The sequence below is a fragment of the Sporosarcina sp. Y352 genome, from assembly GCF_056786535.1.
On the sequence record NZ_JBXCJE010000002.1, the window covers coordinates 486,956 to 512,504 of the forward strand.

19 protein-coding genes are annotated in these 25,549 nt (G+C 38.6%); 14 read left to right on the top strand and 5 right to left on the bottom strand.

What is annotated here, in order from left to right:
• Positions 1-18 precede the first annotated feature (18 nt).
• The 5 genes from AC1TO6_RS05315 to AC1TO6_RS05335 all read left to right on the top strand — a co-directional run bounded on the left by AC1TO6_RS05315 (position 19) and on the right by AC1TO6_RS05335 (position 6,456).
• Positions 19-1,035 (top strand): VOC family protein, encoded by a 1,017-nt coding sequence (locus AC1TO6_RS05315; RefSeq protein WP_482100559.1) that lies wholly within the window; start codon positions 19-21, stop codon positions 1,033-1,035.
• A gap of 113 nt (positions 1,036-1,148) precedes the next feature.
• Positions 1,149-2,171 carry an amidohydrolase family protein gene (locus AC1TO6_RS05320; RefSeq protein ID WP_482100560.1) on the top strand — a complete coding sequence of 341 codons (1,023 nt, stop codon included), beginning with the start codon at positions 1,149-1,151 and terminating at the stop codon, positions 2,169-2,171.
• 68 nt (positions 2,172-2,239) lie between these two features.
• Positions 2,240-3,583: an MFS transporter gene (locus tag AC1TO6_RS05325; protein ID WP_482100617.1), complete on the top strand. Its 1,344-nt coding sequence runs from the start codon at positions 2,240-2,242 to the stop codon at positions 3,581-3,583.
• 187 nt (positions 3,584-3,770) lie between these two features.
• Complete coding sequence (locus tag AC1TO6_RS05330; protein WP_482100561.1) at positions 3,771-5,111, top strand: MFS transporter; 1,341 nt, start codon at positions 3,771-3,773, stop codon at positions 5,109-5,111.
• A gap of 382 nt (positions 5,112-5,493) precedes the next feature.
• Positions 5,494-6,456 (top strand): 3-hydroxyacyl-CoA dehydrogenase family protein, encoded by a 963-nt coding sequence (locus AC1TO6_RS05335; protein WP_482100562.1) that lies wholly within the window; start codon positions 5,494-5,496, stop codon positions 6,454-6,456.
• 229 nt (positions 6,457-6,685) lie between these two features.
• On the opposite strand, the gene AC1TO6_RS05340 is transcribed toward AC1TO6_RS05335, so the two are convergent.
• The gene (locus tag AC1TO6_RS05340) at positions 6,686-7,603 is read right to left on the bottom strand and encodes a LysR family transcriptional regulator (protein WP_482100563.1); all 918 of its coding nucleotides are present in this window, start codon (positions 7,601-7,603) and stop codon (positions 6,686-6,688) included.
• A 179-nt stretch (positions 7,604-7,782) separates the two neighbouring features.
• Between AC1TO6_RS05340 and AC1TO6_RS05345 the strand changes: the two genes are divergently transcribed.
• From AC1TO6_RS05345 to AC1TO6_RS05360, 4 genes are all read left to right on the top strand, one after another.
• The gene (locus AC1TO6_RS05345; RefSeq protein ID WP_482100564.1) at positions 7,783-9,120 is read left to right on the top strand and encodes an ArgE/DapE family deacylase; all 1,338 of its coding nucleotides are present in this window, start codon (positions 7,783-7,785) and stop codon (positions 9,118-9,120) included.
• Positions 9,121-9,597: 477 nt separating this feature from the next.
• On the top strand, positions 9,598-11,733 hold the full coding sequence (locus AC1TO6_RS05350) for a hydantoinase/oxoprolinase family protein (protein ID WP_482100565.1): 2,136 nt from the start codon (positions 9,598-9,600) through the stop codon (positions 11,731-11,733).
• Between the two features lie 16 nt (positions 11,734-11,749).
• Positions 11,750-13,537 carry a hydantoinase B/oxoprolinase family protein gene (locus AC1TO6_RS05355; protein WP_482100566.1) on the top strand — a complete coding sequence of 596 codons (1,788 nt, stop codon included), beginning with the start codon at positions 11,750-11,752 and terminating at the stop codon, positions 13,535-13,537.
• A 189-nt stretch (positions 13,538-13,726) separates the two neighbouring features.
• Positions 13,727-15,229 (top strand): NCS1 family transporter, encoded by a 1,503-nt coding sequence (locus AC1TO6_RS05360; RefSeq protein ID WP_482100567.1) that lies wholly within the window; start codon positions 13,727-13,729, stop codon positions 15,227-15,229.
• 119 nt (positions 15,230-15,348) lie between these two features.
• Here AC1TO6_RS05360 and AC1TO6_RS05365 read toward each other — a convergent pair whose 3' ends face one another.
• Both AC1TO6_RS05365 and AC1TO6_RS05370 read right to left on the bottom strand, forming a co-directional pair.
• Entirely contained in the window at positions 15,349-16,206 is an 858-nt protein-coding gene (locus AC1TO6_RS05365; RefSeq protein ID WP_482100568.1) for an ABC transporter permease, read from the bottom strand.
• Positions 16,190-17,119 (bottom strand): ABC transporter ATP-binding protein, encoded by a 930-nt coding sequence (locus tag AC1TO6_RS05370; RefSeq protein ID WP_482100569.1) that lies wholly within the window; start codon positions 17,117-17,119, stop codon positions 16,190-16,192. Before AC1TO6_RS05370 ends, AC1TO6_RS05365 begins: the two co-directional genes overlap by 17 nt.
• Before the next feature lie 508 nt (positions 17,120-17,627).
• Between AC1TO6_RS05370 and AC1TO6_RS05375 the strand changes: the two genes are divergently transcribed.
• Positions 17,628-19,796 carry a transglycosylase domain-containing protein gene (locus AC1TO6_RS05375; protein WP_482100618.1) on the top strand — a complete coding sequence of 723 codons (2,169 nt, stop codon included), beginning with the start codon at positions 17,628-17,630 and terminating at the stop codon, positions 19,794-19,796.
• A gap of 122 nt (positions 19,797-19,918) precedes the next feature.
• Here the strand turns inward: AC1TO6_RS05375 and AC1TO6_RS05380 are convergent, their stop codons facing one another.
• Positions 19,919-20,602 carry a VCBS repeat-containing protein gene (locus AC1TO6_RS05380; RefSeq protein WP_482100570.1) on the bottom strand — a complete coding sequence of 228 codons (684 nt, stop codon included), beginning with the start codon at positions 20,600-20,602 and terminating at the stop codon, positions 19,919-19,921.
• A gap of 449 nt (positions 20,603-21,051) precedes the next feature.
• Here AC1TO6_RS05380 and AC1TO6_RS05385 point away from each other — a divergent pair, with 449 nt between their 5' ends.
• Both AC1TO6_RS05385 and AC1TO6_RS05390 read left to right on the top strand, forming a co-directional pair.
• Positions 21,052-21,549 carry an RNA polymerase sigma factor gene (locus tag AC1TO6_RS05385; protein ID WP_482100571.1) on the top strand — a complete coding sequence of 166 codons (498 nt, stop codon included), beginning with the start codon at positions 21,052-21,054 and terminating at the stop codon, positions 21,547-21,549.
• Positions 21,550-22,851 (top strand): DUF4179 domain-containing protein, encoded by a 1,302-nt coding sequence (locus tag AC1TO6_RS05390; protein WP_482100572.1) that lies wholly within the window; start codon positions 21,550-21,552, stop codon positions 22,849-22,851.
• Positions 22,852-23,185: 334 nt separating this feature from the next.
• Here the strand turns inward: AC1TO6_RS05390 and AC1TO6_RS05395 are convergent, their stop codons facing one another.
• Positions 23,186-24,331: a YsnF/AvaK domain-containing protein gene (locus AC1TO6_RS05395; protein ID WP_482100573.1), complete on the bottom strand. Its 1,146-nt coding sequence runs from the start codon at positions 24,329-24,331 to the stop codon at positions 23,186-23,188.
• Between the two features lie 849 nt (positions 24,332-25,180).
• Here AC1TO6_RS05395 and AC1TO6_RS05400 point away from each other — a divergent pair.
• Complete coding sequence (locus AC1TO6_RS05400) at positions 25,181-25,327, top strand: hypothetical protein (RefSeq protein WP_482100574.1); 147 nt, start codon at positions 25,181-25,183, stop codon at positions 25,325-25,327.
• The gene (locus tag AC1TO6_RS05405; RefSeq protein WP_482100575.1) at positions 25,314-25,502 is read left to right on the top strand and encodes a hypothetical protein; all 189 of its coding nucleotides are present in this window, start codon (positions 25,314-25,316) and stop codon (positions 25,500-25,502) included. The genes AC1TO6_RS05400 and AC1TO6_RS05405 overlap by 14 nt, the downstream gene beginning before the upstream one ends.
• Positions 25,503-25,549 lie beyond the last annotated feature (47 nt).

Sequence of the window (25,549 nt, forward strand, 5' to 3'; positions counted from 1 at the left end):
GATAGGGGAAATGAAATTATGAGTATATCAGCTGACAAAATCGTTGAGGAACAATCACTTTTGAAAGAATTAGAACAGTACACGAGAAGTATTGCACATCTAGGGCACGTAGAAATTGGCGTGACTGATTTAGAAAAATCATTGTGGTTTTTCACAGAAGTAATGGGTCTTTATGTTTCTGATACTGATACTGAAGATGGCAGAGTCTATCTAAGGGCTTGGCAAGATTTCGATCATCATACACTTATTCTTAAGCAGTCAGATACATCTGGCGTTAAACAAGTGGGTTGGCGCGTAAGTTCGGAAAAAGCTTTGAAAGCATTTGAAAGACAATTCAAGGATATGGGCATTGATCACAAGTGGATTGAAGCTGGAGAGAAAAAAGCACAAGGCGATTCGATTCAATTTAGATCTCCTGCAGGTTTACCAGTTGAATTGTATTGGGAGAAAGAAAAGTATGACCGGACGAGTAATCCAGAGATTGCTTCGAAACTACCAAGTCATCCTAGTAAATACACAGGTAAAGGGGTATCACCACGCCGCTTTGACCATGTCAACTTTATGGTGAATAATGTGGAAGAAGAGCAGAAATGGTGGAGTGAATTACTAGGCATTCACCACCGTTATTATGTTCAAAATCAGGAAGATGTTCGTATCGGTTCATGGTTGAGCCGTACAAATGTTGCACACGAAATTGCTTTAATGCGTAATGCAAATCAGGATGGCGCACTTTTCCATCACTTGGCTTACTATTTGGATTCACCAGACGAGCTTATCAGAGCAGCGAACTTAATGGCTGAAAATGATATTAAAATCGAATGGGGCCCAGGTAAACATGGTACAAGTGGTGCACAGTTCATCTATGTCATCGAACCTTCTGGAAACCGTGTAGAAATTTGGACAGGTGGCTTCTTGATCTTCGCACCAGATTGGGAACCAATCGAATGGAATCCAGAAGTTGGACTATTGGGTCTTGACCTATGGGGTAGCGTTGCTCCAGAAAGTTACTTCAAGTACGGAACAAAATTACTGTAATTCAATGATCTTGAGATGTAGAAAAAAATAGGGTTTTACGAGTGAGGTAGATAGAGTTATATGTCTACCTCACTCCATTTTTATAAAGATTTAATGAAAAGGGGATGTTTTTGTTGTCTAAAAAGAATTTACGTATTGATTTTCATACGCATATCATACCGGAATTTTTCCCGGATATGGCAGCTAAGTACGGAGATGATCGTTGGCCGACGATGAATCGGACATGCGATTGTGGTGCTGAGATTATGATTAAAGGTAAATCCTTCCGGAAAATAACGGACCAGGCGTGGGATGTGGAAAAACGCCTTGCGGATATGGACAAAGAAGGCATCGATATTCAAGTCTTATCTCCGATACCTGTCACATTTGCTTATTGGTCGGATCCTGAAGCTGGTTTAGAACTTTCGAAGGTACAAAATGACTTTATCGCTTCAGTGGTCAATGAGACACCTGATCGGTTTATCGGTTTGGGTACAGTCCCTTTGCAGGACATAGATATTGCGATTGCAGAAATGGATAGAGCGGTAAATCAATTAGGGTTAAAAGGGATTCAAATTGGCTCCAATGTCAATGATCTAAATCTGGATGACAGCTCCATGGAGAAATTTTTTGAAGCTGCGGAGAAATGGAATGTTCCACTTTTCGTTCACCCATGGAAGACATTAGGCGGAGAGAGAATGCCGAGACATAACTTTATGTATAGTATTGGAATGCCTTCTGAAACGGCACTTGCAGCAGGTAGTTTAATTATGAGTGGCATGATGGACAAGTTCCCTGACTTGAAAATATGTTTTGCGCATGGCGGCGGTTCTTTACCGTATTTATTGCCTAGAATGGACAAAGCTTGGGAAGTTTGGCCGGAAATCAGAAATACTGTGCATCCACCGAGTCATTATGCAAAGAAATTATATTATGATTCTCTCGTTTACGACCCTAGGAATCTTCAATACATGATTGAACGATTTGGTCCGGAACAAATCATTGCTGGATCAGATTACCCGTTCTTACTACGTGAAGCGCCATCAGGTAGAGTTGTAGACGAATTGACATCATTGTCAGAGGAAGATGCTCAACTAATTCTAGGGCAAAATGCGCTTACATTTTTAGGTTTGCATGAAATGGCTGTTTCTAAATAAATTCCAATGCTTTATTAGGCACCTGAATAACATTAGCGTTTATAGAGGAGGAAAAAATTCTGCGTTCAATCGATGTTAGCCGTACCGTAGATAATTCAAAATTTAACCGTTTTCACGCCCTTATTGTGTTTTGGTGTGCTTTTATCATTGTCTGTGACGGATTTGATTTAGTGGTTTATGGTGCTGTTGTATCTGTATTAATGGATGAATGGTCGTTAACATCCGTTCAAGCAGGTACCATAGGAAGCTATGCTCTAATTGGTATGATGTTTGGAGCATTTATTTTTGCACCACTGGCTGATAAAATTGGACGTAAAAAGATTATAATTTTCTGTATGCTTCTCTTCACCTCTTTCACGGGTCTAATTGCATTTGCCAATAGCCCTACGGAATTTGGAATCTATCGTTTTGTTTCAGGTTTAGGATTAGGAGGGGTGTTCCCGGTTACAGTAGCATTAATGACCGAGTACGCACCAAGAAAAATGAAAAATACGTTAGTTACGCTAATGTTATGCGGCTATGGAGTTGGCGGGATTTTAGCATCAGGACTAGGAATTTTCCTTATTCCTAATTTTGGTTGGCAATCCATGTTTTTAGTAGGTGCTTTGCCCCTACTCGCCATACCGTTTATTTACAAATTTCTACCTGAGTCACTTGGGTTTCTTGTCGCCAAAAATCAAAAGAAAAAGGTCGGTCAGTTATTATCCAAACTAGATCCTTCTTATACGCCTCAGGATGATGACAAGTATGAGATTGTCATTCCTTCTAGAACGGGTATTCCTGTAAAAAAATTATTTGCAAATGGACGGACTCCGAGTACTTTATTATTTTGGACAAACTTTTTTTTATGCTTATTAATCACTTATGGATTAAGTACCTGGCTACCAAGGTTAATGTCCCAAGCAGGGTATGCTTTAGGGTCAAGTTTAACGTTTCTCTTAGTGTTAAATGTAGGTGGTATTTTAGGGTCGCTTATTGGCGGTTGGCTGGCAGACCGTTGGGATACTAAAAAAGTGTTGATCATCTATTTCACCTTGAATGTAGTTTCTTTAACTTTAATGGGAACTCATCCAAATGCATTTGTGCTATATGTTCTTGTAGCCATCGCAGGTGCTACAACGATCGGAACACAAATTATCCTTTATTCTTACGCATCACAATATTATCCAATTGAAATTCGTTCAACAGGGATAGGATGGGCATCTGGTGTAGGTAGATTAGGTGGAATCGTTGGCCCAATGTTCGGAGGGATTCTATTGGCTGCTAATTTGCCGCTTCAACAAAACTTTTTGGTATTGACTATACCGGGAATTATAGCCGCTATTGCTATTTCCTTAGTACGTGAAAAGAAGAATTCGATACAGTCGACACAAATAGCTCCTGAAATATATAAGTCAGCCAAAAATCTGTAAAAAGAGTAAAGTAAATTGAAATGTCAGGTGTGGTAACTACTTAGTGTACGCCGAAAAGTCCACTTTACGTGGACTTTTTTTAGAATTCCCTACCTATTGAAACAAGGAAGATTGTTTTAGTAGATAACGAAGGATCTAGAAAGCTATACCTGGGTGAATAACAAATTATAGTGAAGGGGGCTAGATTATGCAAGTTACCAATGCTGAAGAAATCATTGAAAAAGCAAAGTTTAATAAGTTTCACGGTATGCTGCTCTTTTGGGGTGCGGTGATCATGGTGTTTGATGGTTATGATTTGACAGTCTATGGGGCTGTCGTGCCAATCATAATGGATGAGTGGAATATATCAGCAGTTGAGACAGGCATGATTGGTAGTTATGCTTTAATTGGGATGATGTTAGGGGCATTAATTTTCGGAACAATGGCAGACAGATTTGGCAGGAAAAAGGTAATTTTAATCTGTACTTTTATTTTCAGTCTCTTTATGCTATTTGCGGGACTCGCTCCTAGTCCCGAGATATTCGGACTTTGCAGATTTATAACAGGTTTAGGATTAGGTGGGGTTATGCCAAATGTCATCGCTCTCGTAAGTGATTATTCTCCAAAAGGAACGCGAAGTCGTATGATCGCTACCATAATGGCTGGTTTTTCAATCGGAGGAGTTATTGCTGCCACGCTTAGTATGGTGATTATCCCCTACCTAGGATGGCAATCCGTATTTTTCTTTGGTGCTATGCCATTATTGCTTCTCCCGTTTTTAGCACGTTCACTACCTGACACAGTAGGATCACATATGAAAAAGAAAGAATATAAACAAGTGAGAGAATTACTCGTTAAAGTCAATCCTTTATACAATCCAAAGAAACGCGAAAAATTTGTTATGAATGGCACTGAAATGTCTTCTTCACCAGTTAAATCTCTATTCACTGAACGCAGGGCATCTTCGACGGTCATGTTTTGGATAGCGTATTTCATGTCACTTCTCATGATATACGGATTAAATACGTGGTTGCCAAAATTAATGAATGAAGCAGGGTTTCCACTTGGATCTAGTTTAAGCTTTCTACTTGCTTTGAATGTAGGGGCAACAGTCGGAGCCATCATGATGGGCTGGTTAGCTGATCTTTGGGGCGTTAAAAAAGCGCTTATTATGTTCTATATTGTTGCTGCGATTACGATTATGAGTTTAGGAATTACGAGTAATATGCTGCTTTTATACGTACTAGTGGCTATTGCGGGGGCTACAACGATTGGTTCCCAAAACCTTGCCAATTCCTATGTTTCTCAATACTATCCTTCTTCCATTCGTTCTACGGGCTTAGGTTGGGCTTTAGGAATTGGACGTATCGGGGGAATCGTAGGTCCTCTGCTTGGAGGTTTTTTACTGGCTTCGACTTTATCTCTACAATTCAATTTTATGGTCTTTGCATTACCAGGCGTTATTGCAGCATTGGCCGTTTTCTTGATTGATAGAAAACCTAAAAAGGTGCCTGTTCTTGACGTGAAGGCGAGTTCTATTACGGAATAACCAACTGAGTCAATTTCATAATAGAGAATGCTAAATAAAATCCTAACGTGGTTGATTTACACTCCAGGCGGACGCTTTCCGCGGGCACGGCTTCAATCTCCTCGTCACTGCGTTCCTGCGGGGCTTTCAGCTCGCGCTTTTCCCGCTGGAGTCGCCGCCTTACGTTTCAATCAACGGAACTCATCCATGCAAACGAATAATCGACTACGAAATAATGTAAATGTTAGAATATTCATCTGAGATCATTAATTTCGGATTCGGAACTAGATATTTAATTAAGACGAGCAGGTTTGAGACTCCAAACCTGCTTTACTAATAAAGGTAGATGAACGGGCGATACGATGTAATTAATTAAAAAATACAGAGGAAATGGGGTATTCAAATGAAAAACATTACGGTACTTGGAGCAGGAATTATGGGGCATGGTGCTGCTCAATTATTTGCCCTAGCAGGCATGCATGTACATATACAAGCTCGACGCGAGACATCCCTGGAAAAAGCACGAGAACTCATGACAAACAGTTTGGAAATTATGGTCGAAAAAGACATGCTGACCAATAATGAAATGGAACAGGCATTAGCCCGTGTCACATATACAACAGATGTGCTTAAAGCTATTAAGGATGCTGACTTCATTCTTGAATCCATTCCTGAGGTTCTCGAAAACAAACTAGATATTTATGAAATTATTGAGAGCGTTGTCTCTGATAAAACGATTATTTCGTCTAATACTTCTACTTTTCCATTGAAAGAGTTAACTCAAAGGGCAAAGCATCCGGAAAGATTTATCATTACGCACTTCTTTAACCCGCCACAACTGGTACCAATTGTGGAAATCGTTAAATTCGAGAAGACTGATGAAAACATTATAAACACAACTTACGATTTAATGAAGGAAATCGGAAAATCTCCAGTCGTGCTAAAAAAGGAGATTCCAGGCTTTATCGTTAACCGTGTTCAAGTAGCTATGCTTCGCGAGGCGTTCCACTTAATGGAGATGGGAGTAGCTACTGCTGAAGATATCGATATCGCCATGAAAGGAAGCATGGGCTTTAAATGGGCTTTCTGCGGTCCAATGGAAAGTCAGGATTTAGCTGGTCTGCAAACAACAAAAGCGATGGTTGGAAACATTATGGAAGATTTATCGAATACAAGAGAAGTGCCTTCCTTCTTAACAGAAATGGTGGATAATGAGCAACATGGCATTCGAACGAATCAAGGTTTTTACAACTATGATGACCATGGTGAAAAAGCGATCCATACACGTGACGATCATTTCCTAGACCTTCTAAAGTTACAAAACAGCAAAGAGAACAAGGGTAAAACTGTTTCCGCTTCAAAATGATAAATGTGTTGAATGATTTGTGGCCTTGACTAGCGTTTTGACCTTTTGAGAAACTTTCAAAGCGTTTTAGTAGGGTGAAAATTTTGGCGAAAAAGCATGGTATAGGGGTTTTAATTAGTAACCCCTATACCATGCTTTTTCTGGGAGAATGTGTTGCTAATAAAGGAACTGATCAATTTCATAATAGACTCACTAGCTATAAAGAATAACAAATAAATACATCTTTGAGTTATATTTTCTGACCATTATTACTAGAAAAGTCAGGGATAATTGATTCTCTAAGAAATGAAATAAAGGAATGCACAACTGGAGAAATCTCTGATTTACACCAAGCTACACCCGTATTATAAGTGGGTGAATTAGGACTTAATGGAATATAGACAATATCATCGTTTTTTACAAATTGAATGGATGAAGGTAAGATGGCAACCCCCATCCCCGAAGCGACGAGGGAGACGACAGTATGCAATTCTTCCGCTTCTTGCGTTTTCTTTGGAATAAAGCCTGCAGACTGACAAAGACTAATAATAGAATCATAATAACCTTCACCTGAATTTCTTGGCGTCATAATGAATTGTTCATTAAGAAGGTTAACTAAATTGATTTCGCCTTTTTGCTGAGCTAAATGATGTGTTTTTGGTAATGCCACAACAAATGGCTCTTCATACAATAATTCAATGTTTACTAATTTACTTGTTACTGGCATGACGACTAAACCAACATGAATCGCTTTTCTTTTAAAAGATAAAATTTGATCTGCTGTTGTCATTTGTTTTAAAATGACATTTATATTTGGATACTTTTCTTTATATGCCCTAAGAATTGTTGGGAGTAGGTCAAAGGCAATTGCTCCTGTAAAGGCTAATATTAATTGCCCAGATTCACCTTGATCTACTCTTTTCGCTTCTTCACACGCATGAACGGCAAGATTCGTAATTTTATAGGCATTCATTAGAAAAGATTTCCCAGCTGTGGTTAAATCTACACGCTGTCTCGTTCGTGTAAAAAGCAATACACCTAATTCAGTTTCAAGTTGTTTAATTTGCTGACTTAATGGGGGCTGTGAAATTTGTAGGCGGATAGCCGCTCTTCCGAAATGAAGTTCTTCTGCTACAGCAATAAAATACCTCAAATGACGTAATTCCATAAGTAATGATTCCCCCTTGATATCTTTAAAGTATTAAAGTCTACTAAAACAAGTATTAGACATTTGCATTCTTCTATTATAAGCTAATTGTATCAAAGATTCAGAATTAAATGTATATTACGGGTGAGACATATACATGATTTCTGTTTTTGAAATTAAAGTAGTGGAGGAATGTTCAAATGACAACAGCGATATCTAGCGATGTAAAAGAAAGAGTTAGTACTTATTTAAAAGAAAATCGGGAAAAGCTAGTGTCCGATCTCCAGACATTAATTCAAATCCCAAGTGAATCAGGATATGAAGGGCCTGTTCAGGAACATATTCGCAAGATAATGGTCGGCCTTGGCCTTGATGTTGATACGTTCGAAGCAGATGAATCGGTTCGAAATCACCCCGAATACACAGAGTCAGAAGTTGAGCGGGAGGTTGGCTTTAAAGGTCGACCAAATGTGGTTGGAAAATGGGCAGGTTCGGGAGGTAAAGGGAAATCCTTATTAATGTTTACTCACGTAGACACTGTTCCTGTAGGAGATCCTGTTCATTGGAGTTATCCGCCACTTGAGGGGGTAATTGATAAGGGCATCATGTATGGACGAGGAACCGCTGACAACAAAGGTGGTTTTGGATCTATCCTTGCGGCATTAGAAATTATCCATAACTTAGGTTTAAAACCCAATGCAGACATTACGGCAATATCTGTAGTGGATGAGGAAGTCGGAGGCGCTGCAGGTGCCGTTGCAATGACGCAACGATTGCAAGAGGAAGGATTTAAGGCAGATGCTTGTATTTATCCACACCCACTGACTCCGGGCTTAGCACCTCAGATCGCCTGTGCTGGAGGACTTATTTTTAAAGTTAAAGTCAAAGGGCTTGCTGCACATAATTTGAATGGACAAATTGGTGTAAATGCGATTGGTAAGGCTATCAAAATATATGAAGCATTAATAGAGTTAGATGAGGAACGGGCTAAAACGATTAAATACGCACCTTTTGAAAGGTATTTTGAAGCTTCCAATATGCCAGTTCGTTCTACTAACTTAACGCCAGCTATTATAAGCGCTGGTGATTGGGCTTATAAAGTTCCAGCCGAATGTGAACTAACGGGAACAATTGGTTACCCACCAAATGAGGAACTAGAAGATGTAAAAGCACAAATTGTAGCAGCGATTAATAAAGTTGCAGCTAAAGATGAATGGCTAACTGAACATCCACCTGTAATTAGTTGGGAATGGCAAACAAGTGCAGCGGAAATTAGTCCCGATCATCCCCTTGTGACATTGTCCAAGTCAAATATTGACAAAGTTACTGGGAAAGACACTGAGATTCTAGGAATGCCTACATTTAGTGATATTCGCTTATCAATTCTACACTTGGATATTCCGACAATCATTTACGGTCCAACTGGCGGTAATTTACATGGTGCTGATGAATGGTTAAACCTGGAAGAGTGGCTTCAATGTGTTGAAATTAACGTCCTAAACATCCTTGAATGGTGTGGATTTGAAGAAGTTGGTTAAGAACCGTCAATGATGTAATCTCGCAAAAAGTCTAAGTTTCAAGAAAGATAGTTCAATAATTTGTGTCCTTGTGTTATTGAAGTGCATTCTTCTGGTCTGTGAAAGGTTGAGAAATTATTCTCATAAATTCGGATTTGAAGAAGGCACTTTTCTTTTTTTATAATTGAGAGAATTTTGTAACTAATAGAAGTGGAAAAAAAACGTGCAGGAATTGGTGTCGTAAAATCGAATATCATTAATGAAGGATCAAATATAAGCGAATGGGAAAGAAGGTATGCCAACTAAACGTAAGGAGGAGAATCAGGTACTTGATACCGACTCAACCCAAACTTTTTTTATGGGTAGGACTAGCTTCGTAGATTTCTACCTTATATTCTGCAATTGAATTAAAGAAGAATTTTGTTCGTACTTTTCATGGCTTGAAAAAAATACTGGAATATTTCAAATTTGATTCTACTCAAAAAAGGGGTGCACATAATGGCTAAGGCTAAACTTGCAGTTGATGTTGGGGGCACATTTACCGATCTAATCATAATAAGTGAAGAAACAAATACATTCACTGTCCATAAGGTACCAAGCACAATTGAAGATCAATCGATTGGGGTAGTTAAAGGCATTAAAGAAATATGTGAAAATGCAGATATACCACTTTCCGATGTAGATTATATACTTCATGGAACGACAGTCGCTACAAATATTACAATTGAACGAGACGGAGCGACTGTAGGCATGTTAACCACGAGAAACTACAGGGATATTTTACACATTGCACGTCACAAAAAGGTTGAAAACTTTTCGATTCAACAAGATTTACCATGGCAATCAGAACCATTGGTAAAGCGTCGCAATAGGCTTCCGATTACAGAGAAATTATCTGCTCCAAATGGTGAAATTACGACAGCTTTAAATGAAGAAGATGTGCGTTTGGCTGTTCAACAACTGAAAGAGTCAGGTGTTGACGTGGTAATTGTTTGTTTCATGTTCTCGTTCATTAATGATGTTCATGAACGTAGAGCAAAAGAAATTGTAAATGAATTATGGCCAGAAGTGCAGTGCTTTACATCTAGTGAAGTAGTCCCGCAAATTAGAGAATATGAACGGTTTAGTACGACAGCCATGAATGCTTATGTAGCGCCTAAGGTAAGTCGTTATGTAGACCATTTGGTAAATTCACTAGAAAGTATTGGTAGCAAGGGAAAATTACACATTATGCAATCATCTGGAGGAATGGCATCCGTTGAGATGGCAACTGCAACACCTGTCACTTTACTGAAATCAGGACCAGCTGGAGGTGTCTTAGCCGCAGTCAGATGGGGAGAATTAGATAATATTGATAACTTGATTAGTGTAGATATTGGTGGGACTTCTGCTGACATATCAGTCATTCCAAATAGAGTAGCTAAGCTTGTCAATTCTCTTGATGCTACTGTTAATAGTTCACCAGTGCTCACTCCAATGGTTGATGTAGAAACAATAGGTGCTGGCGGTGGGTCAATCGCATACGTTGACGCTGGCGGCGCTTTCAGAGTAGGGCCAAAAAGCGCGGGTGCAAATCCAGGTCCAGCTTGTTACAATCAAGGCGGTCAAGATCCCTGTGTAACTGACGCTAATATTGTGTTAGGTAGACTAGATAAAGAACAATTTCTCGGTGGTGATCTCAATATTGATCCAGAGCTAAGTTTTAAAGCGATGGAAAGACTTGCCAAACAGCTGAATATGACCACAGAAGAAGCTGCTTTAGGCGTACTTAAGATCATCAATAGCCATATGGCATTATCAATCCGTGCAAGCTCTGTTAAAAAAGGAACAGATCCTAGGGAGTATTCTTTGTTTGCTGCAGGAGGGGCAGGTCCATTACATGCCGTTGACTTGGCTGACACGGTCGATTCCAAATCAGTAGTTGTTCCAACTTATCCAGGAGTCGCCGCGGCAATAGGTCTGTTGGTAGGAAACCTTAAATATGATTTCATAAAATCACGTGTAGCGAGTTCAGAGGACATTTCTGAAGAGCTCATTGCTAAAATCAATATCGATTTTGATGGACTAGTGAATCAAGCTAAAACTCAATTGAAAAAGGATGGCATTAACTCAGAGTTTATTGGCATTGAAAAAATTGCAGAATGTCGTTATGTCGGTCAGGGAATAGAATTACGCGTTCCATTACCAGAAGGGGAACTGACAGAAGACTCAATGAAGGAAATTCACAAGAACTTCCATATGGTACATGAACAAGAGTATGGACATCATTTCCCAGATACGCATGTACAGATTATAACTTTACGTGTCATTGGAACTGGTAATATACCTCCTATGGAATTGCCTAAATTGGAAAAAGGAAATAGGGATAACCCTAAAGAGGCCATCGCATACGTACGTGATACCGTTTTTGAGATAGATGGAGAAATAAAGCGAATACCAACACCACGATTCAAACGAGATAAGTTACTAGCCTTTGACTTAGTAAGCGGACCAGCTGTTGTCGTGCAACGCGATTCTACAACATTAATCCCACCAAACTGGGAAGCTACTGTTTCAATTTACGGTACGCTCTTGGTAGCAGCTAAAAACATAACAGTAGAAAAAGAGCAACAGCTAGAAAAAATTGGTATATAAAGGGGAGAGTAATGACATGACGTTGACAAATGAAAACAGGGGAAAAATGGATCCTGTGACACTGCAAATTATTGGCGGTGCACTTCATACAATTGCGAAAGAAATGGCCCATGTAATTGAACGGATGGCATACTCTTCGCTTATTCGTGAATCAGAAGATCTAGGAGCGGGTGTATTTAATAAGTTTGGCCATACAATCGCTGAAGCTGATTCAACACCAATGCAACTAGGATGTTTACCGGGGTATATCAAAGGATTTCAAAGTGTCTTAGGCGATAATATAAATCCAGGGGATATCATTTGGAATAATGATCCATATGCTGGTGCTTCACACTCACCGGATATTGCACTTTGTCAACCGATATTTTATGAAGGCGAGATAGTTGGATATGCAGGAACTTCAGCACATCATCTGGATATCGGCGGAGCACAACCTGGATTAATGGTTGATGTTCCTGATATATATGCTGAAGGATTGATCATGAATGGCATTAAGTACTATGAAAAAGGAGTGCGAAATGAGACAGTAGCCGAGATTGTGCGTCAAAATGTGCGGACACCTCGTGAGGTACTAGGTGATTTAGAAGCTCAAGTAGCTGGTTGCCGTCTTGGTGTTAAACGTTTCGTTGAATTGATGGACAAATACGGAAAAGATACTGTGTTACAGGCCTCTGAAGAGCTTATGGACTATTCAGAGCGTGTGATGAGGCAACAGATTGCAAAGGTTCCAGATGGGACATATGAAGCAGAATCATGGTTAGATGACGACGGTCGTAATTTGGACAAACGACTAAGAGTACATGTACAAATTAATATCGAAGGGGACGAATTAGAAGTGGATGTATCCGGCTCGGCGGATCAGACACCTACGGCATTCAATGCGTCGTATTCAGGTGCCCTTTGTGTAAGCGTTTACAGTGTATTGCGTTCCATATTTTTAGACACTGCTGTACATGAAGAATTCATCCCACCCAATCATGGAACTTTCCGTCCGATTACAGTAACAGCTCGAGAAGGTTGTATATTTAATCCGATTAAACCAGCTGCTACATTTAGTCGAGCGAATCAGGTAAATACAGTTGCGGATTTGATCATCAAAGCGTTAGCACCAGTACTGCCGGAACAAACATGTGCAGGAAGCTCAGCCAATATCCAATTTGCTTCCTATGCAGGCCTAGATAAGAATAGCGACTACTGGGTATATATTGAAGTTAACGAAGGTTCCTATGGCGGTCGTCCAGGCCAAGATGGAATGGATGCAATGGATTTCAGCTCATGGAACACTCGTAACAACCCGATAGAGGATCTCGATATGCATGTACCAATGGTCTGTGATAGATATGAATTGCGTGAAGATACGGGCGGTGCAGGTCGCTGGCGTGGAGGTCTTGGAATTGTCCGTAAAAATCGTATGTTAACTGATGGATTTATGACAATGGAGGGGGATAAACATACTGTCCGTCCATGGGGATTCAAAGGAGGATTGCCGGGCACTAGCGCAAGCCTCATTAAGAATCCCGATACAAATCCAGAACATCTTAGTTCCAAATTAAACGGCTATACGCTTAAAGCGGGAGAGTCAATCATGGTTTCGGTTCCATCCTCTGGCGGCTATGGTGATCCGCTAGACAGACCAGCAGAACAAGTATATGAAGATGTATTGGATGATTATGTATCGCAGGAAACGGCACTAAGGGATTACGGGGTCGTCATTAAAAATAGAAAACTCGATGTAGAAGGCTCAAAAGAAATTAGAAAAAAACTGCGAGCACAAAGAGGTAAAGTAGAGCTATATACTCACTAAATTTTCATGTTGATAAAGGTGCTTCAAAGGAAGGGTGATTGCTAAAAAATCATCCATTCTTTGAAGCATTATAAATTAAGGGGATTTTCAAAAGAAAGTTGATCTGAACTAAGCACCTAGAATGCAAAATAACTAAAACCGCCATTTACCTTCTATAAAAGTATCCAATACCAGGAGGGCTAACGATTAATGAGCAAAAATAACGAAAGTAACCATTTAATAGAAGAGTCCATCCTTCCTATAACAAATAATAGGCGTACAGTTGGTATGTTAGGCTACTTTTTCATTTGGGTCGGTATCGTTGTTATGATTGTTGCTTACCAATTTGGCGGGGATGCAGTTAATTCACATTCAATTATCATTAGTATGCTAACTATTTTACTTGCTTATTTTACGATTGGTATTGTCATGTTATTGTCAGCGGATATTGGAACAGAACATGGCCTTTCGTTTGCAGTTTATCTTCGCGCACCATTTGGAATATATGGTACCCATTTCCCAGGGGTATCTCGCGGAATTGTTGCAGCAGCATGGTTTGGAATTCAAACATACCTAGGAGCCCTTGCTCTAAATGGTATCTTTCAATATCTGACAGGATATGATAATTGGATCATTTGGTATATTTTATTTGCTGCAGTACAAGTAATTAATACGATGTTAGGTATTAAGGCTGTAGAAAAGTTTGCTAGTTTGGCTGCACCCATATTAATTGGTATATCGGTTTGGATGTATTTTTATTTGGATGGTCTTGCTCAAATGGGTGGTCACAATATTTGGACATTTGTTGGTGAGGGGAATACTTCCTTACTTTTAATCTTCATGGCCAATCTATCTCTTTGGGCAGCATTAGCAGTCGATGTTCCCAATATCTCACGTTTTATTAAAGTTAATTCGGGAAACAAAAAATTCTTTAAACGGAATAAAAACATTTTTGCTGCTCAGATTATTGCATTACCTATCCTTTCAACGTTTATGGCGTTTATTGGAGCAGTTGCCTTTATTGCGACTGGTAATTGGAATCCAATTACGATTATTCAAGAAAACCAAAGTGGTTTAATTCTAATCGCATTATTAGGATTAGTTATAATTGCTCAATGGTCAACAAATAATGCTGCAAACTTAATTCCGGCTACACTTGCATTTGTAAATGCGCTTGCACCTAAAATAAGTTATAAAATGGGGGTCGTTTTAGCGGGAGTTGTTGGCACTGCTACTATGCCATGGTTGATATTGGAACATTTATACGTATTTCTCGGTTTCTATGGCGGAGCACTATCGGCAATAGGGGGGATCATGATATGTGATTACTTCTTAATCCGGCGTAGAAGAGTCAATATACCAGATTTATATAAAAAAGATGGTCAATTTCGCTATATGAAAGGATATAATCCTGCTGGACTAATTGCATGGGTAGTAGCGGGTGCTATCGCAATTAAATTTTTGTCAATTGCATATCTTGTCGGGCTTCCGCTAGGATTTGTTATCTATTACGTATTAATGAAATTCTGGATTATACCAAAATATCCTCAAGCCGAGATTGATTCAAACTATGATGACAAATATTTATCAACGAGTGTACATCAGGATTGGGTATATACTCAAGGTGGATTTGTAAGTGAAAAGTATGGTAACCCAGTTGATGAAACAGATGACTCATTATCACCCAGCCCAGACACCGTACATCTAAGTTGAATTTACCTACTAACCAAACTGTCTAGTTGGTCTATAATCTTGAAAAAAATTACTCGGTAGCCCCTGACGATTCAGTCAGGGGCTATCGTTATTTCAATGCTCTTAATGAATGTGATGGATTAACTTCTCTCTTTTCTATTCATAACGATAAGTGAAAGTATGAAAAAGACAATCGTTGTACCGATTAAATACAGTACGCTTATCAATTTCGTTATTGTTTGGCCATTCATATCATAAACGACGCCCATATTGGATAAGAAATCTTCCTTTAATCCAGGAGGTGCATTTGCAAAAGCCTCGACCAATGAATTTTCCATTAAAAGTTGTCTAAACAGCGAGGCAGAATGGGAAACTGGGAATAATTTTACGATTGTTTGAAGGTAGTCGGGTAACGTACCGATTGGAATATAGATGCCTGCCAAAAAACCGAGCAGCGTGCCAATGACTGTGCTTGCGGCGGCAAAAGCATTTGTTGTTTTGAAAAATGAGACGACAAACAGAACCATTGAGCCACTTGAGACAACTGCTAATACTATGACACCAACCAATAAGACTGTCTTGTCAAAAGCCAACAGTCCTTCGCCAGATAGGAAAAGAAAGACGTTTGCAACGATTAATGTAAATATACACATGATAAACCCAATAAATAATGCACTTAAAATATAGCCGCCAACCAATTTAGCACGAGAAATAGGGGAGGCATAAAAATCCATAAACCTTTTATATGTCCGATCCTCTACTAGAATGCCAAAAGATCCTAAAGTAGTCGTCATCGAAGTAATCGCTAGAATTCCTGCAATGAACCAGGAGGCGAGTAATAATTTTTTTGAAGGGAAGTCAGGAAGTCCTTTTGACGTTAAATCTCCTAGAAAAAGAACATACAAAGCGATGAGTATAATAACTGAAAGAAATGAAAAGAAGATTGTTGTTTTGTCACGGAAGTATAATAAAATATTTCTTTTAGTGAATGCCATCATCGCTGTTCACGTCCTTTCCGTTTATCGCGATGAACACGTCATCTAGACTTGATTTTCGGACTTCAAAAGAAGAGATATCATCTGCATGTTTCACTAGTATTGGAATTGCCGACTTTGTTTCTTGTAGCGGTACATAGAATAGTGATTTATCTACTTTATATTCAATTTCATCTTCGGATAATAGACTCCTCATCGCTCTCTCATCGACTGCTGTGATGACTAGGAGATCAGATGCATAGTCGTTTTTTAGTTGTTCAGGTGTTCCTTTTGCAATGATTTCACCCGCTTTCATCACAACCACGTAATCAGAATTGGCCGCTTCCTCGATATAATGCGTCGTTAGAAAAACAGTCATTTTTGTTTCTTTTTGAAGTTGTAAAATCGTGTTCCAAATACTTTTTCGGCTCCCGGCATCGAGGCCGGTTGTCGGTTCATCTAATATTAAAATCGAGGGCGTATGTATGAGTGCCCGAGCAATATCAGTTCTTCTTTTTTCACCGCCCGATAGTTTTCCGTAAGGACGTTTAATAAATGAATGTAAATCTGTAATAGCCGTTACTCGTTGAATTGCCTTATTCTTTTCTTCCTTCGACATTCCATAAAACGATGCTCGAACTTTTAAATTTTCTTCGACTGTTAACAAAGGATCCAATATACTGTCTTGGAAGACGACACCAATTTCCTGACGAATTTTATCGTCTTGTTTTCCTAACGTATATCCTTTTACTTTCACCTCGCCTATATCTTGTTTCAATAGCGTTAATAAAATGGATATGGTCGTTGATTTACCTGCGCCATTTGCGCCTAAAAATGAAAACAAAGCACCTTCTTCAACGTGAAAGTTGATATCCTTCACAGCTTCCAATTTCCCAAATGATTTTGACAGCCCACTCACTTCGATGATTTTATTCATGAAATCCCTCCGTTTTTCGGTTTTGAATAATTGTATTCATTCGATTTGCACTCGCTGGGTCGACAATGAATCCGATTCCGATTGGGAATAAGTGGATTGTCAAATAAATCAATAGCAATAACTTCTATTAATTATTCAAACTCATACGGCTGTATTACTATTTAGAGAAATATAGTTCTCTTTTTGTATATATTAACAAGTGTAACAGAATTCTCTGTCCCTACACTCATTGCAATCTGAAGATTAATATTGTTCCGTCTCTTTTGGGTCAACATGGAATAAATTATCTAAAAGCCAATTGTAAGGTTGGATCGTATTTATTGTTTTCAAGCATGCGCATGGACAAGGGCATCTGTAAGCAGCACCGAATGCGACATTGACACTATTGATATCGTATTGGCTTTAGTTTAGTGTTGGATACTAGGTATGCATTGTCAAGAAGTCTGTGTAATTTATGGCTTCATTATTTTTTTGCAACAATATAGAGGGTGGTATTAGCTTGGGTAGAATGGAACGTAGGAAAAAAAAGACACGATTAAGCAGCATTAAAGAATGGTTTAAATCAAAAAAACTCATTAGTAGACTATTAGTAGTCTCTATAGGCATTATCTTGTTTGGTCTATTGGTATTTACTATTTTAATATCGTTAAGCGATGTAAGTAAATTGGATATTGTTGAACCAAGACCTACATTTATTTATGATATAAATGGCGAGGTAGCAAGTAAAGTTTCTAACTCTAAAATTGAAGGAGTTAGTCTGGATCAAATTCCAAAAGAACTCATTGAAGCTTTTGTCGCTACAGAAGACCAACATTTTTATAAGCATAACGGTATTAATTACTTTGGTATTACCAAAGCATTCATGCAAAATCTAGTTTCAGGTAAAGTCGTTTCTGGTGGTAGTACAATTACGCAACAACTTTCGAAAAATGTATTTCTAACAGCGGAACGCACTTATACACGTAAATTCAAAGAACTTATATTTACTAAGAAAATTGAGAGAAAGTACTCAAAAGATGAAATCATGGAACGCTATCTAAATCGAATTTATTTTGGTGAAGGCGCATGGGGTATTCAGCGAGCAGCACAAGTTTATTTTGGTAAAGATGTTAGTGACCTAACATTAAACGAATCAGCTACACTAGCGGGGATAGTCAAAGCCCCGTCTAACTTATCGCCTTATAAAAGCATGGAAAAAGCGGTTGATCGAAGAAATATCGTTCTGTCATTAATGAAAAGCGAAGGATACATCAGTCAAAAGGATTTCGAAAAAAACCTAGATCAACCCATTGTATTAACGGATAAAGAGACGGTAGATTATAAAGGGAATTATCCATATTATGTTGACTATCTAATCCAGGAAGCAGTAGATAAGTACCAGTTAACTGAGAATGAAGTGCTGTCTGGGGGACTTCATATTTATACGGAACTAAATCCTGTTATTCAGGACGCTACGGAAGAAGTATTCCAGAATGAAAACAATTTTCCAGATAGCAAGCCTGATCAACTGATTCAAAGTGGGTCCATATTTATTAATCCTAAAACAGGTGGGATTAGCGCGTTAGTTGGAGGAAGAGGAGAATATACTTACAAACGATTTAATAATGCGACAAATTTAATAAGGCAGCCCGGATCAGCATTAAAACCACTCGCGGTTTACACATCTGCATTGGAGCAGGGTTATGAATTTGGGGATATGCTGGTTGATGAACCAATCAATATAGGCGGTTATCAACCACAAAATATTGATAAACAATACCGCGGAACAGTCACAATGTACGATGCACTAATTAATTCTTATAACATACCCGCAGTTTGGCTATTAAATGAAATGGGCGTTGAAAAGGGTTTTAGTGCAGTTGAACGGTTTGGTATTCCTTTAGAAAAAGAGGATCATAATCTCGGACTAGCACTAGGGGGCTTACACCGAGGAACGTCACCCTTGTTAATGGCCCAGGCTTTTTCCGCATTTCCTAACGATGGAATAATGATGCAAGCTCATGCTATTTCAGAAATAAAGGATGCAGAAGGAAAAATAGTTGGAAGTTGGAGTGGAAAATCTGAACTAGTTACGGAACCGGAAGTTGCTCAAAAGATGACGTATATGCTAAAAGATGTTGTCGAAAACGGAACAGCTAAAAATGCACAGATACCAGGACTAGACGTAGCTGGAAAAACCGGTACTACACAACTACCTTTCCCAGGTGTAGCTGGTTCGAAGGATCACTGGTTTGTTGGGTATACGCCAGACATCGTTGGTGCAATTTGGTTAGGGTATGATAAAACAGATCAAGACCATTACTTAACAGCAACTAGTGGTGTCACAGTCACAACTATCTTCCAACAAATAGTAGCTAAATCCATGAGTGAATTGCCCAACAAGGACTTTAATTTACCATTGGTTGAAAAGAAGAAAAAGAAACAAAGTAAAATGATAGATAACGGTCAGAGAAAAGATAAAGAACATAAAAAGGATAAAGAGGATAAGAAAGATAAGGGGAAAGACGGAGATAAAGAAAACAAAAAGGATAAAGAGGACAAGAAGGATAAAGAGGACAAGAAGGATAAGGGTAAAGACAGAGACAAAGAAAACAAAAAGGATAAGGAGGACAAGAGAAATAAGGAGAAAAACAAAGACAAAGACAAAGACAAAGACAAAAAGGATAAAGATGACTAGAGAGACATGATTACTTGTCCTGAAGAGGTAAGGAAAGCTTTCCAGCAATTTAATGTTTAACATTCTTTGATTGAAAAAGCCCTTGGAAACTAGGATCATTCCTAAATTCCGAAGGGCTTTTTTCATTCAAATGGTACTGATACAGACAAGCGATTTGATTGAAATTGTGTATCATTCCATGACAGGAGGTTTTCAACGTAACCTAACGTATCTGCATTTGTTGGGCCAATTATACGCTGTAGAGCTACTAAGTCATAATTGTAGTTTTTGTTAGTTGTAATGATTGGATTAACAGCTCCTAGGGCAAGAACCCCACCTACTACTGGGTTTTTAAGTAGTCCATTAGCGTCGTAATACTGTGATAAATAATCAGGTCCTTTTGCGCTAATGTCTATAATGAACAACCTTTTAGGCGAGTGACTTTCAACACGAACCTTATAAAAATCGTCGAAATTTACTTGGAATGTGTATTCTCCATTGTATTTATCAAAGTTAAACAGCTCATTTAAAATGTTATTTCTGAAGGAATAGATATAAAAGATGCCATATCCACCACTCCCGCCCATATCAATACTCACCATAATGTCAGGTATATTATCTTTATTAAAGTCGCCAAGAAACAACCTAGCATTATATCCCGCGTTGTTTTTGAGATGAACGGTTGTACATTTATTTGACCACCCATCACGAATCACAAGCGTAATGTTGTCGGCAAAGATACTTGGTGGTCCATCGACATTACCATATAAATAGACGGTATCTAAAATGCCATCTCCATTGATATCCCCTTTCTTCCAGTCCAGCAATGTACTATTTCCGTTAAAATTAATCCCTCCTATTCAAATACAATCGTTGTTCATTGCAATATATGCTGATAGTAGCTTGTTGATTTTCACTTCCCTACAAATTAAAACACAAGTTTTTAGGTACCTGTGCGCGGAACTATTTAGTAAATACAACTCAATGCTATAATAATACAAAGTAAATCAATACCTATGCGCTTTATTTATCTTTTGTATAATTACTTAGATGTGCGAATTATTTGTCTATTCGTTCGACACAAGTACCTCGTTTAAGTCTCCTCCTTATTTCCATAAGATAAATGGTGTCAGGAGTTGTTTCACTCATTTTTTTCTTACTAATAGAGGGAGTTAAGCAGCGAGTTCACTACATTTAGTTGAACTCGTTTTTTATCGTAAAAAAAATGAACGATTGGTCATGTTGTACAGTCTAATCAGTAACAGGGGGTGAGTGTATGGAGATGGATTTGGCGAAAAGGGCCATTGCGGGTGACGAACGGGCTTTGGTGAAGCTGTTAGCACGCCATGAAGATACGCTATATCGTACGGCTTATGCTTATCTGAAAAATGAGCAGGATGCTGTTGACGCTATACAAGAACTGACGTATCGGGCTTTAAAAAAGGTGCATACCGTCAAAGAACCATCGCACATAGCAACATGGCTTGTTCGAATTATCATCAATATTTGTTTAGATATGAAAAAGAAGCAAGAGAAATTTGTCTACAATCATAATCTGGAAATTGCATCGATAGATCATCAACCATTCGAAATCGCTGATATAATTGCCAGTTTGCCGATTGAGCAACAGGAATTGGTTTACTTAAAATACTTCCAGGATATGAAGAACGGGGAGATTGCACAGCTGAAGCAAATTCCCGAAGGCACTGTGAAATCAAGGCTACACACGACGTTAAAGAGACTACGCGTACTCATTGAAAAGGAGGAACTATAAATGACCAACTTGAATGAGCAGGACTGGCAGAAGTTGACGGATGAATTACATGCGATTGAAATCCCAAAAGAAGCCTTACACCAAGCACGTGCAAAGGCTGTGCAGCAGCATCGGCTGACCAGGAAGAGGAAGCGTCGTCTGTATGCAGTGGCCAGTGTAGCTGTTATTGTACTGCTACTGTTTGTGACGTCGATTCGCGTTTCGCCTGTGTTTGCACAGGCAGTGGCCAAAATTCCAGGGTTTTCTCCTATCGTTGGCATGATTGCTTTTGATAAAGGAATCAGTGACATTGTTGAAAATAATTACTATGAAGAACTCGGTATTGTAGTAACGCAAGGCGACTATACCTTAACTTTACAGAATGTCGTAGCTGATCATTCGGGTATGACGATTTTCTATAAGATTGAATCCCCCTTTGATCTTTCCAAAGTGAGTATAAATTCTTTAGAGGTATCCCAAAAAGGCATTCCATTTGGTGTCGTAAATTCTTACATTGTCTCTAGTTCTGGTAAAAGGACCGTACAGGAAGACAAGCTTGAAATTACGTCTGTCGATGATTTATCATATGACAATAGGTCATTTGAATTTAATTTACACTTGAGTGGTGCAGCAGAGACAAAGTTTGCCGTGCCATTCACACTCACCAAGCCCATTAAACAACCAAAAGTATATGAATTGAACCAATCTGTTGTTGTAGATGGACAAAAAATCAACATCAAACAGTTGAAAATTTCGCCGTTACGTGCAGAAATCCGACTAGCAGCTGACGAACAAAATACAATGCAATTACTAAAATTTACATCGGTTCGGTTAATTGATGAGCATGGTGAAGATTGGGGCCAACTAAGAAATAGCGCTGGGGGAGGCGGTCTATTGCGTGACGGTGAAGTGATTCTATTCATGCAAAGCAATTACTTCAGGCAGCCGAAAAAACTAACGTTGGTGATGGAGAGAATCGAAGCACTTCCTAAAGGTTCTGATTATATCGAGGTAGATTTTGAGCAACAGAAAGTGCTGTATATGCCGAGTGAACTGGATAGCGATGTGCAAGTATCATCACGGAATACATTGGAAGTCACTTATCCAACCGGCGATTATCAACTATTGTCTGAAATAGTTGACAGAGAAGGCAATGATTTAAGTAGTAGTCTAATCGAAATGCATGTTAGCAGAGAAGAACCTTATATCAAAGCAGTCTCTACATTTGACTTTGATAATGAAATGAATCCAATTCGCTTCAATATAAACAGCTATCCGCTGTATTTAGACGGCAAGGCAGAAGTGGATATTCCACTTGATTAACAGGTTTACGTATCCTACTCACCAATCGAATATAGGCGATCAATTTATCAGGTTTTAAAACATAATGAAATCGATGTCTCTTATGAGTAAATGAAATCTCATAGAGGCATCGTTTTTAATTTTCAAATTCATTTTAGGTACCTATGCGTTTTTTCTTTACTTTTTGTATAATGACTTGAAAATGTGAATTGTTTGTCTGAGTGTCTGACACAGGTACCTCTTTTTAAAAAAGGCTGACTTCAAAAGGTCACCTTTAAGTGATCTTTGAAATCAGCCTTTTTTTGTATAATATCTAAGAAACGCATAACCTTTCCAAACCTATTACTGAGAATTATTATTTTTTCTTTTTTATTTGATTTTTATTATTTTTATTTTCCTCATCGATTGAGGAATTTTCGTTGTTGTGGATTGCTTCTTCCTTTTTTACAGTAGCTGCTGAAATTGGTTCGGAACTTTTACTTTCCTTACTAACAGGAGAATCTGTTAGTGTCCCGCTTACCTCGTCCTTTTTACTGACAGCTGATACTGGTTTGTTTTTCTCTCCTTGTACAGCGAGGGAGCTTGTGCGTTTTTCGCGGGTTTCTTCCTTTTTGTCCTCCGCCGCCATTATGCTTTCAATATCGGGATTGCCTTCCACGATCAAAATATTAGGGCTTACTGTAATATCTTCTACGTGCCCTACTGTGTCTTGGTAAACTAGTTTCCCTGCTGCGATTGCCGTAGGGACTGAACGCTCAATCCGAGCTTCTTCTTTTCTAATGGTATCCTGTACCTGTTTTGTTTCTTGAATTTTTCTCTTGCCTATAATTACCTCTTCAACAATTACAGCTCTTTTCGTTACCTCTATTCTTTCTTCCATAATGGGGATGCGAATAATTTCATCCTCTCTAAAAGGGCTGCCATCTAACTTTCCATCTATGACAGGACGTCGCTCTACATATACTTCTTCTCGATATAGTGGAACATGAAAGGTTCTCTGTTCTTCCACTACTTCTTTACGGAGCTGTAATTCTCCAACTTGGACATTCTCTTTTGTAATTTCAAGCTGTTCTTCATGGAGTCGGACAGCTGTTGAGTTTTCAGTTTCATATTGTGTTTTATAGACAGGACTGTCGTAAGTTGTATTCGTATCAACCAGCAATATTATTTTCCCCTTATTTATTACCTCTTCACACTGTTTTGCTGTATATTCTGGCAGGCCCCTTTCAATTAGCTTGCTGGACAAGGAATTAGCCTGTGTGCGGCCCATTCCTGCTGACAACATGGAAAAATAGCTGTTCATCATAACACCTGCTATAGTACTCACTTGTTGATCTGCCTCTACCATGACTCCGGTGCGAGAAGTGACTAATGGAATGGCACTTTTATTTTCTGCTACCACCATCATATCTGTTTCTCGATGCCCCTGACGTTTCAATCCTTCAATTGCAAACAAGACTTCTTCATCTGAATTAAAGCTCCCAACAATTCTTTTTTCCATATCTATCATCCTCCCAAAATATACTACATATGAAAAGTAATAACATTCACATGTATTAGATAACTACCCGAGAGATCTTCACTTGAAACAACTAAAAAATGAATAATATAATAATTTACAATACTTAGAGGAGAATACGCTCATTTCTATAACTAAACTTGAAATGAAAAAATGGTTGGTTTTTTATTACATAAAAGACTCGGGTTAGTAAAAAAGGGAAAAAATTATCGTGCATTGGAAATTGAAATTGAAATCGAAATCGAAATCGAAATCGGAAATTTAGAAATTGAGTTAAATCTATTAACTTATAATTTTGTAAGTGAAATTCCAAGAATGTATTTTTTGAATCTGACAAGTATCAGCAGAAACTAGCGGATATGATTGATCAGTATACGCCACCTAGTCGTGTGATTCCGTATGTGAGTTATGAGGAATGGGCTAAGGGGAAATAGAATCAGAGGAGTGGTTATTTTGGTGCAGTCCTGTTCGCCTCGGGTATAATGATATTGTTACTGTGGTTGAAATTACGGTAAAGGAGGTGGGTCATTTTGCTTCACGGATATATTGTTAAACGCGATTATATTTTAGTGAGGAAGTGATCCGCTATCTCGGTTCGTTGCTCCGTTATGCAACCGGTCTTTGAGCACAGACCTAAAAGAAGCTTATTTATTGTGCTCTTATGGACGCGAACTATAAGGGCACAAGGAGGAATTATCAATTAATTTAGAAGAAATCACAGCATGGCTCTTAGCCAATAAAGATAACGCCGATGTAAAAGTACCTCGAAGAACTTTCAACGCCTACAGTTGAGGGGGGGAAGGGTTCCTAGATACGGATGCAGGAAAGAAAGTGTTACAACCTCGTTTGGATAGCAATTTCACAAAAGGTTTGACTAGATGGAAAGAAAAGAATCCCGACACTCTCGTCGATTCAGAAGTCGCTAAACGTAACCCGTCTAAATCGCCTATTGAAATTCAACTTGATGAAGGAATTTAAATCAAAAGCTATTGATATGACAATTATAGAAGTGTTGGTTAAGAATGATCTCACTACAAAAGAAGAATTCAAATATGAAGCTGATGAGATATTTAATGAAATTAAAATGCTAGAATTAAAGGGTATACTAGAGTTGGATGATGAAGAATTCGAAAAGTATGTCGGGAAAGAGTGAACGAAAGCATCCTTAGGGGTGCTTTTTCTATGCCTAAAATAAATAAA

Excerpts from the sequence above, each read along its gene's own strand:
- AC1TO6_RS05405 (WP_482100575.1), top strand. The coding sequence starts at position 25,314 with ATGAAGGAATTTAAATCAAAAGCTATTGATATGACAATTATAGAAGTG.
- AC1TO6_RS05375 (WP_482100618.1), top strand. The coding sequence starts at position 17,628 with ATGGAACGTAGGAAAAAAAAGACACGATTAAGCAGCATTAAAGAATGG.
- AC1TO6_RS05360 (WP_482100567.1), top strand. The coding sequence starts at position 13,727 with ATGAGCAAAAATAACGAAAGTAACCATTTAATAGAAGAGTCCATCCTT.
- AC1TO6_RS05330 (WP_482100561.1), top strand. The coding sequence starts at position 3,771 with ATGCAAGTTACCAATGCTGAAGAAATCATTGAAAAAGCAAAGTTTAAT.
- AC1TO6_RS05345 (WP_482100564.1), top strand. The coding sequence starts at position 7,783 with ATGACAACAGCGATATCTAGCGATGTAAAAGAAAGAGTTAGTACTTAT.
- AC1TO6_RS05355 (WP_482100566.1), top strand. The coding sequence starts at position 11,750 with ATGACGTTGACAAATGAAAACAGGGGAAAAATGGATCCTGTGACACTG.
- AC1TO6_RS05390 (WP_482100572.1), top strand. The coding sequence starts at position 21,550 with ATGACCAACTTGAATGAGCAGGACTGGCAGAAGTTGACGGATGAATTA.
- AC1TO6_RS05370 (WP_482100569.1), bottom strand. The coding sequence starts at position 17,119 with ATGAATAAAATCATCGAAGTGAGTGGGCTGTCAAAATCATTTGGGAAA.
- AC1TO6_RS05395 (WP_482100573.1), bottom strand. The coding sequence starts at position 24,331 with ATGGAAAAAAGAATTGTTGGGAGCTTTAATTCAGATGAAGAAGTCTTG.
- AC1TO6_RS05340 (WP_482100563.1), bottom strand. The coding sequence starts at position 7,603 with ATGGAATTACGTCATTTGAGGTATTTTATTGCTGTAGCAGAAGAACTT.
- AC1TO6_RS05315 (WP_482100559.1), top strand. The coding sequence starts at position 19 with ATGAGTATATCAGCTGACAAAATCGTTGAGGAACAATCACTTTTGAAA.
- AC1TO6_RS05335 (WP_482100562.1), top strand. The coding sequence starts at position 5,494 with ATGAAAAACATTACGGTACTTGGAGCAGGAATTATGGGGCATGGTGCT.
- AC1TO6_RS05365 (WP_482100568.1), bottom strand. The coding sequence starts at position 16,206 with ATGATGGCATTCACTAAAAGAAATATTTTATTATACTTCCGTGACAAA.
- AC1TO6_RS05350 (WP_482100565.1), top strand. The coding sequence starts at position 9,598 with ATGGCTAAGGCTAAACTTGCAGTTGATGTTGGGGGCACATTTACCGAT.
- AC1TO6_RS05385 (WP_482100571.1), top strand. The coding sequence starts at position 21,052 with ATGGAGATGGATTTGGCGAAAAGGGCCATTGCGGGTGACGAACGGGCT.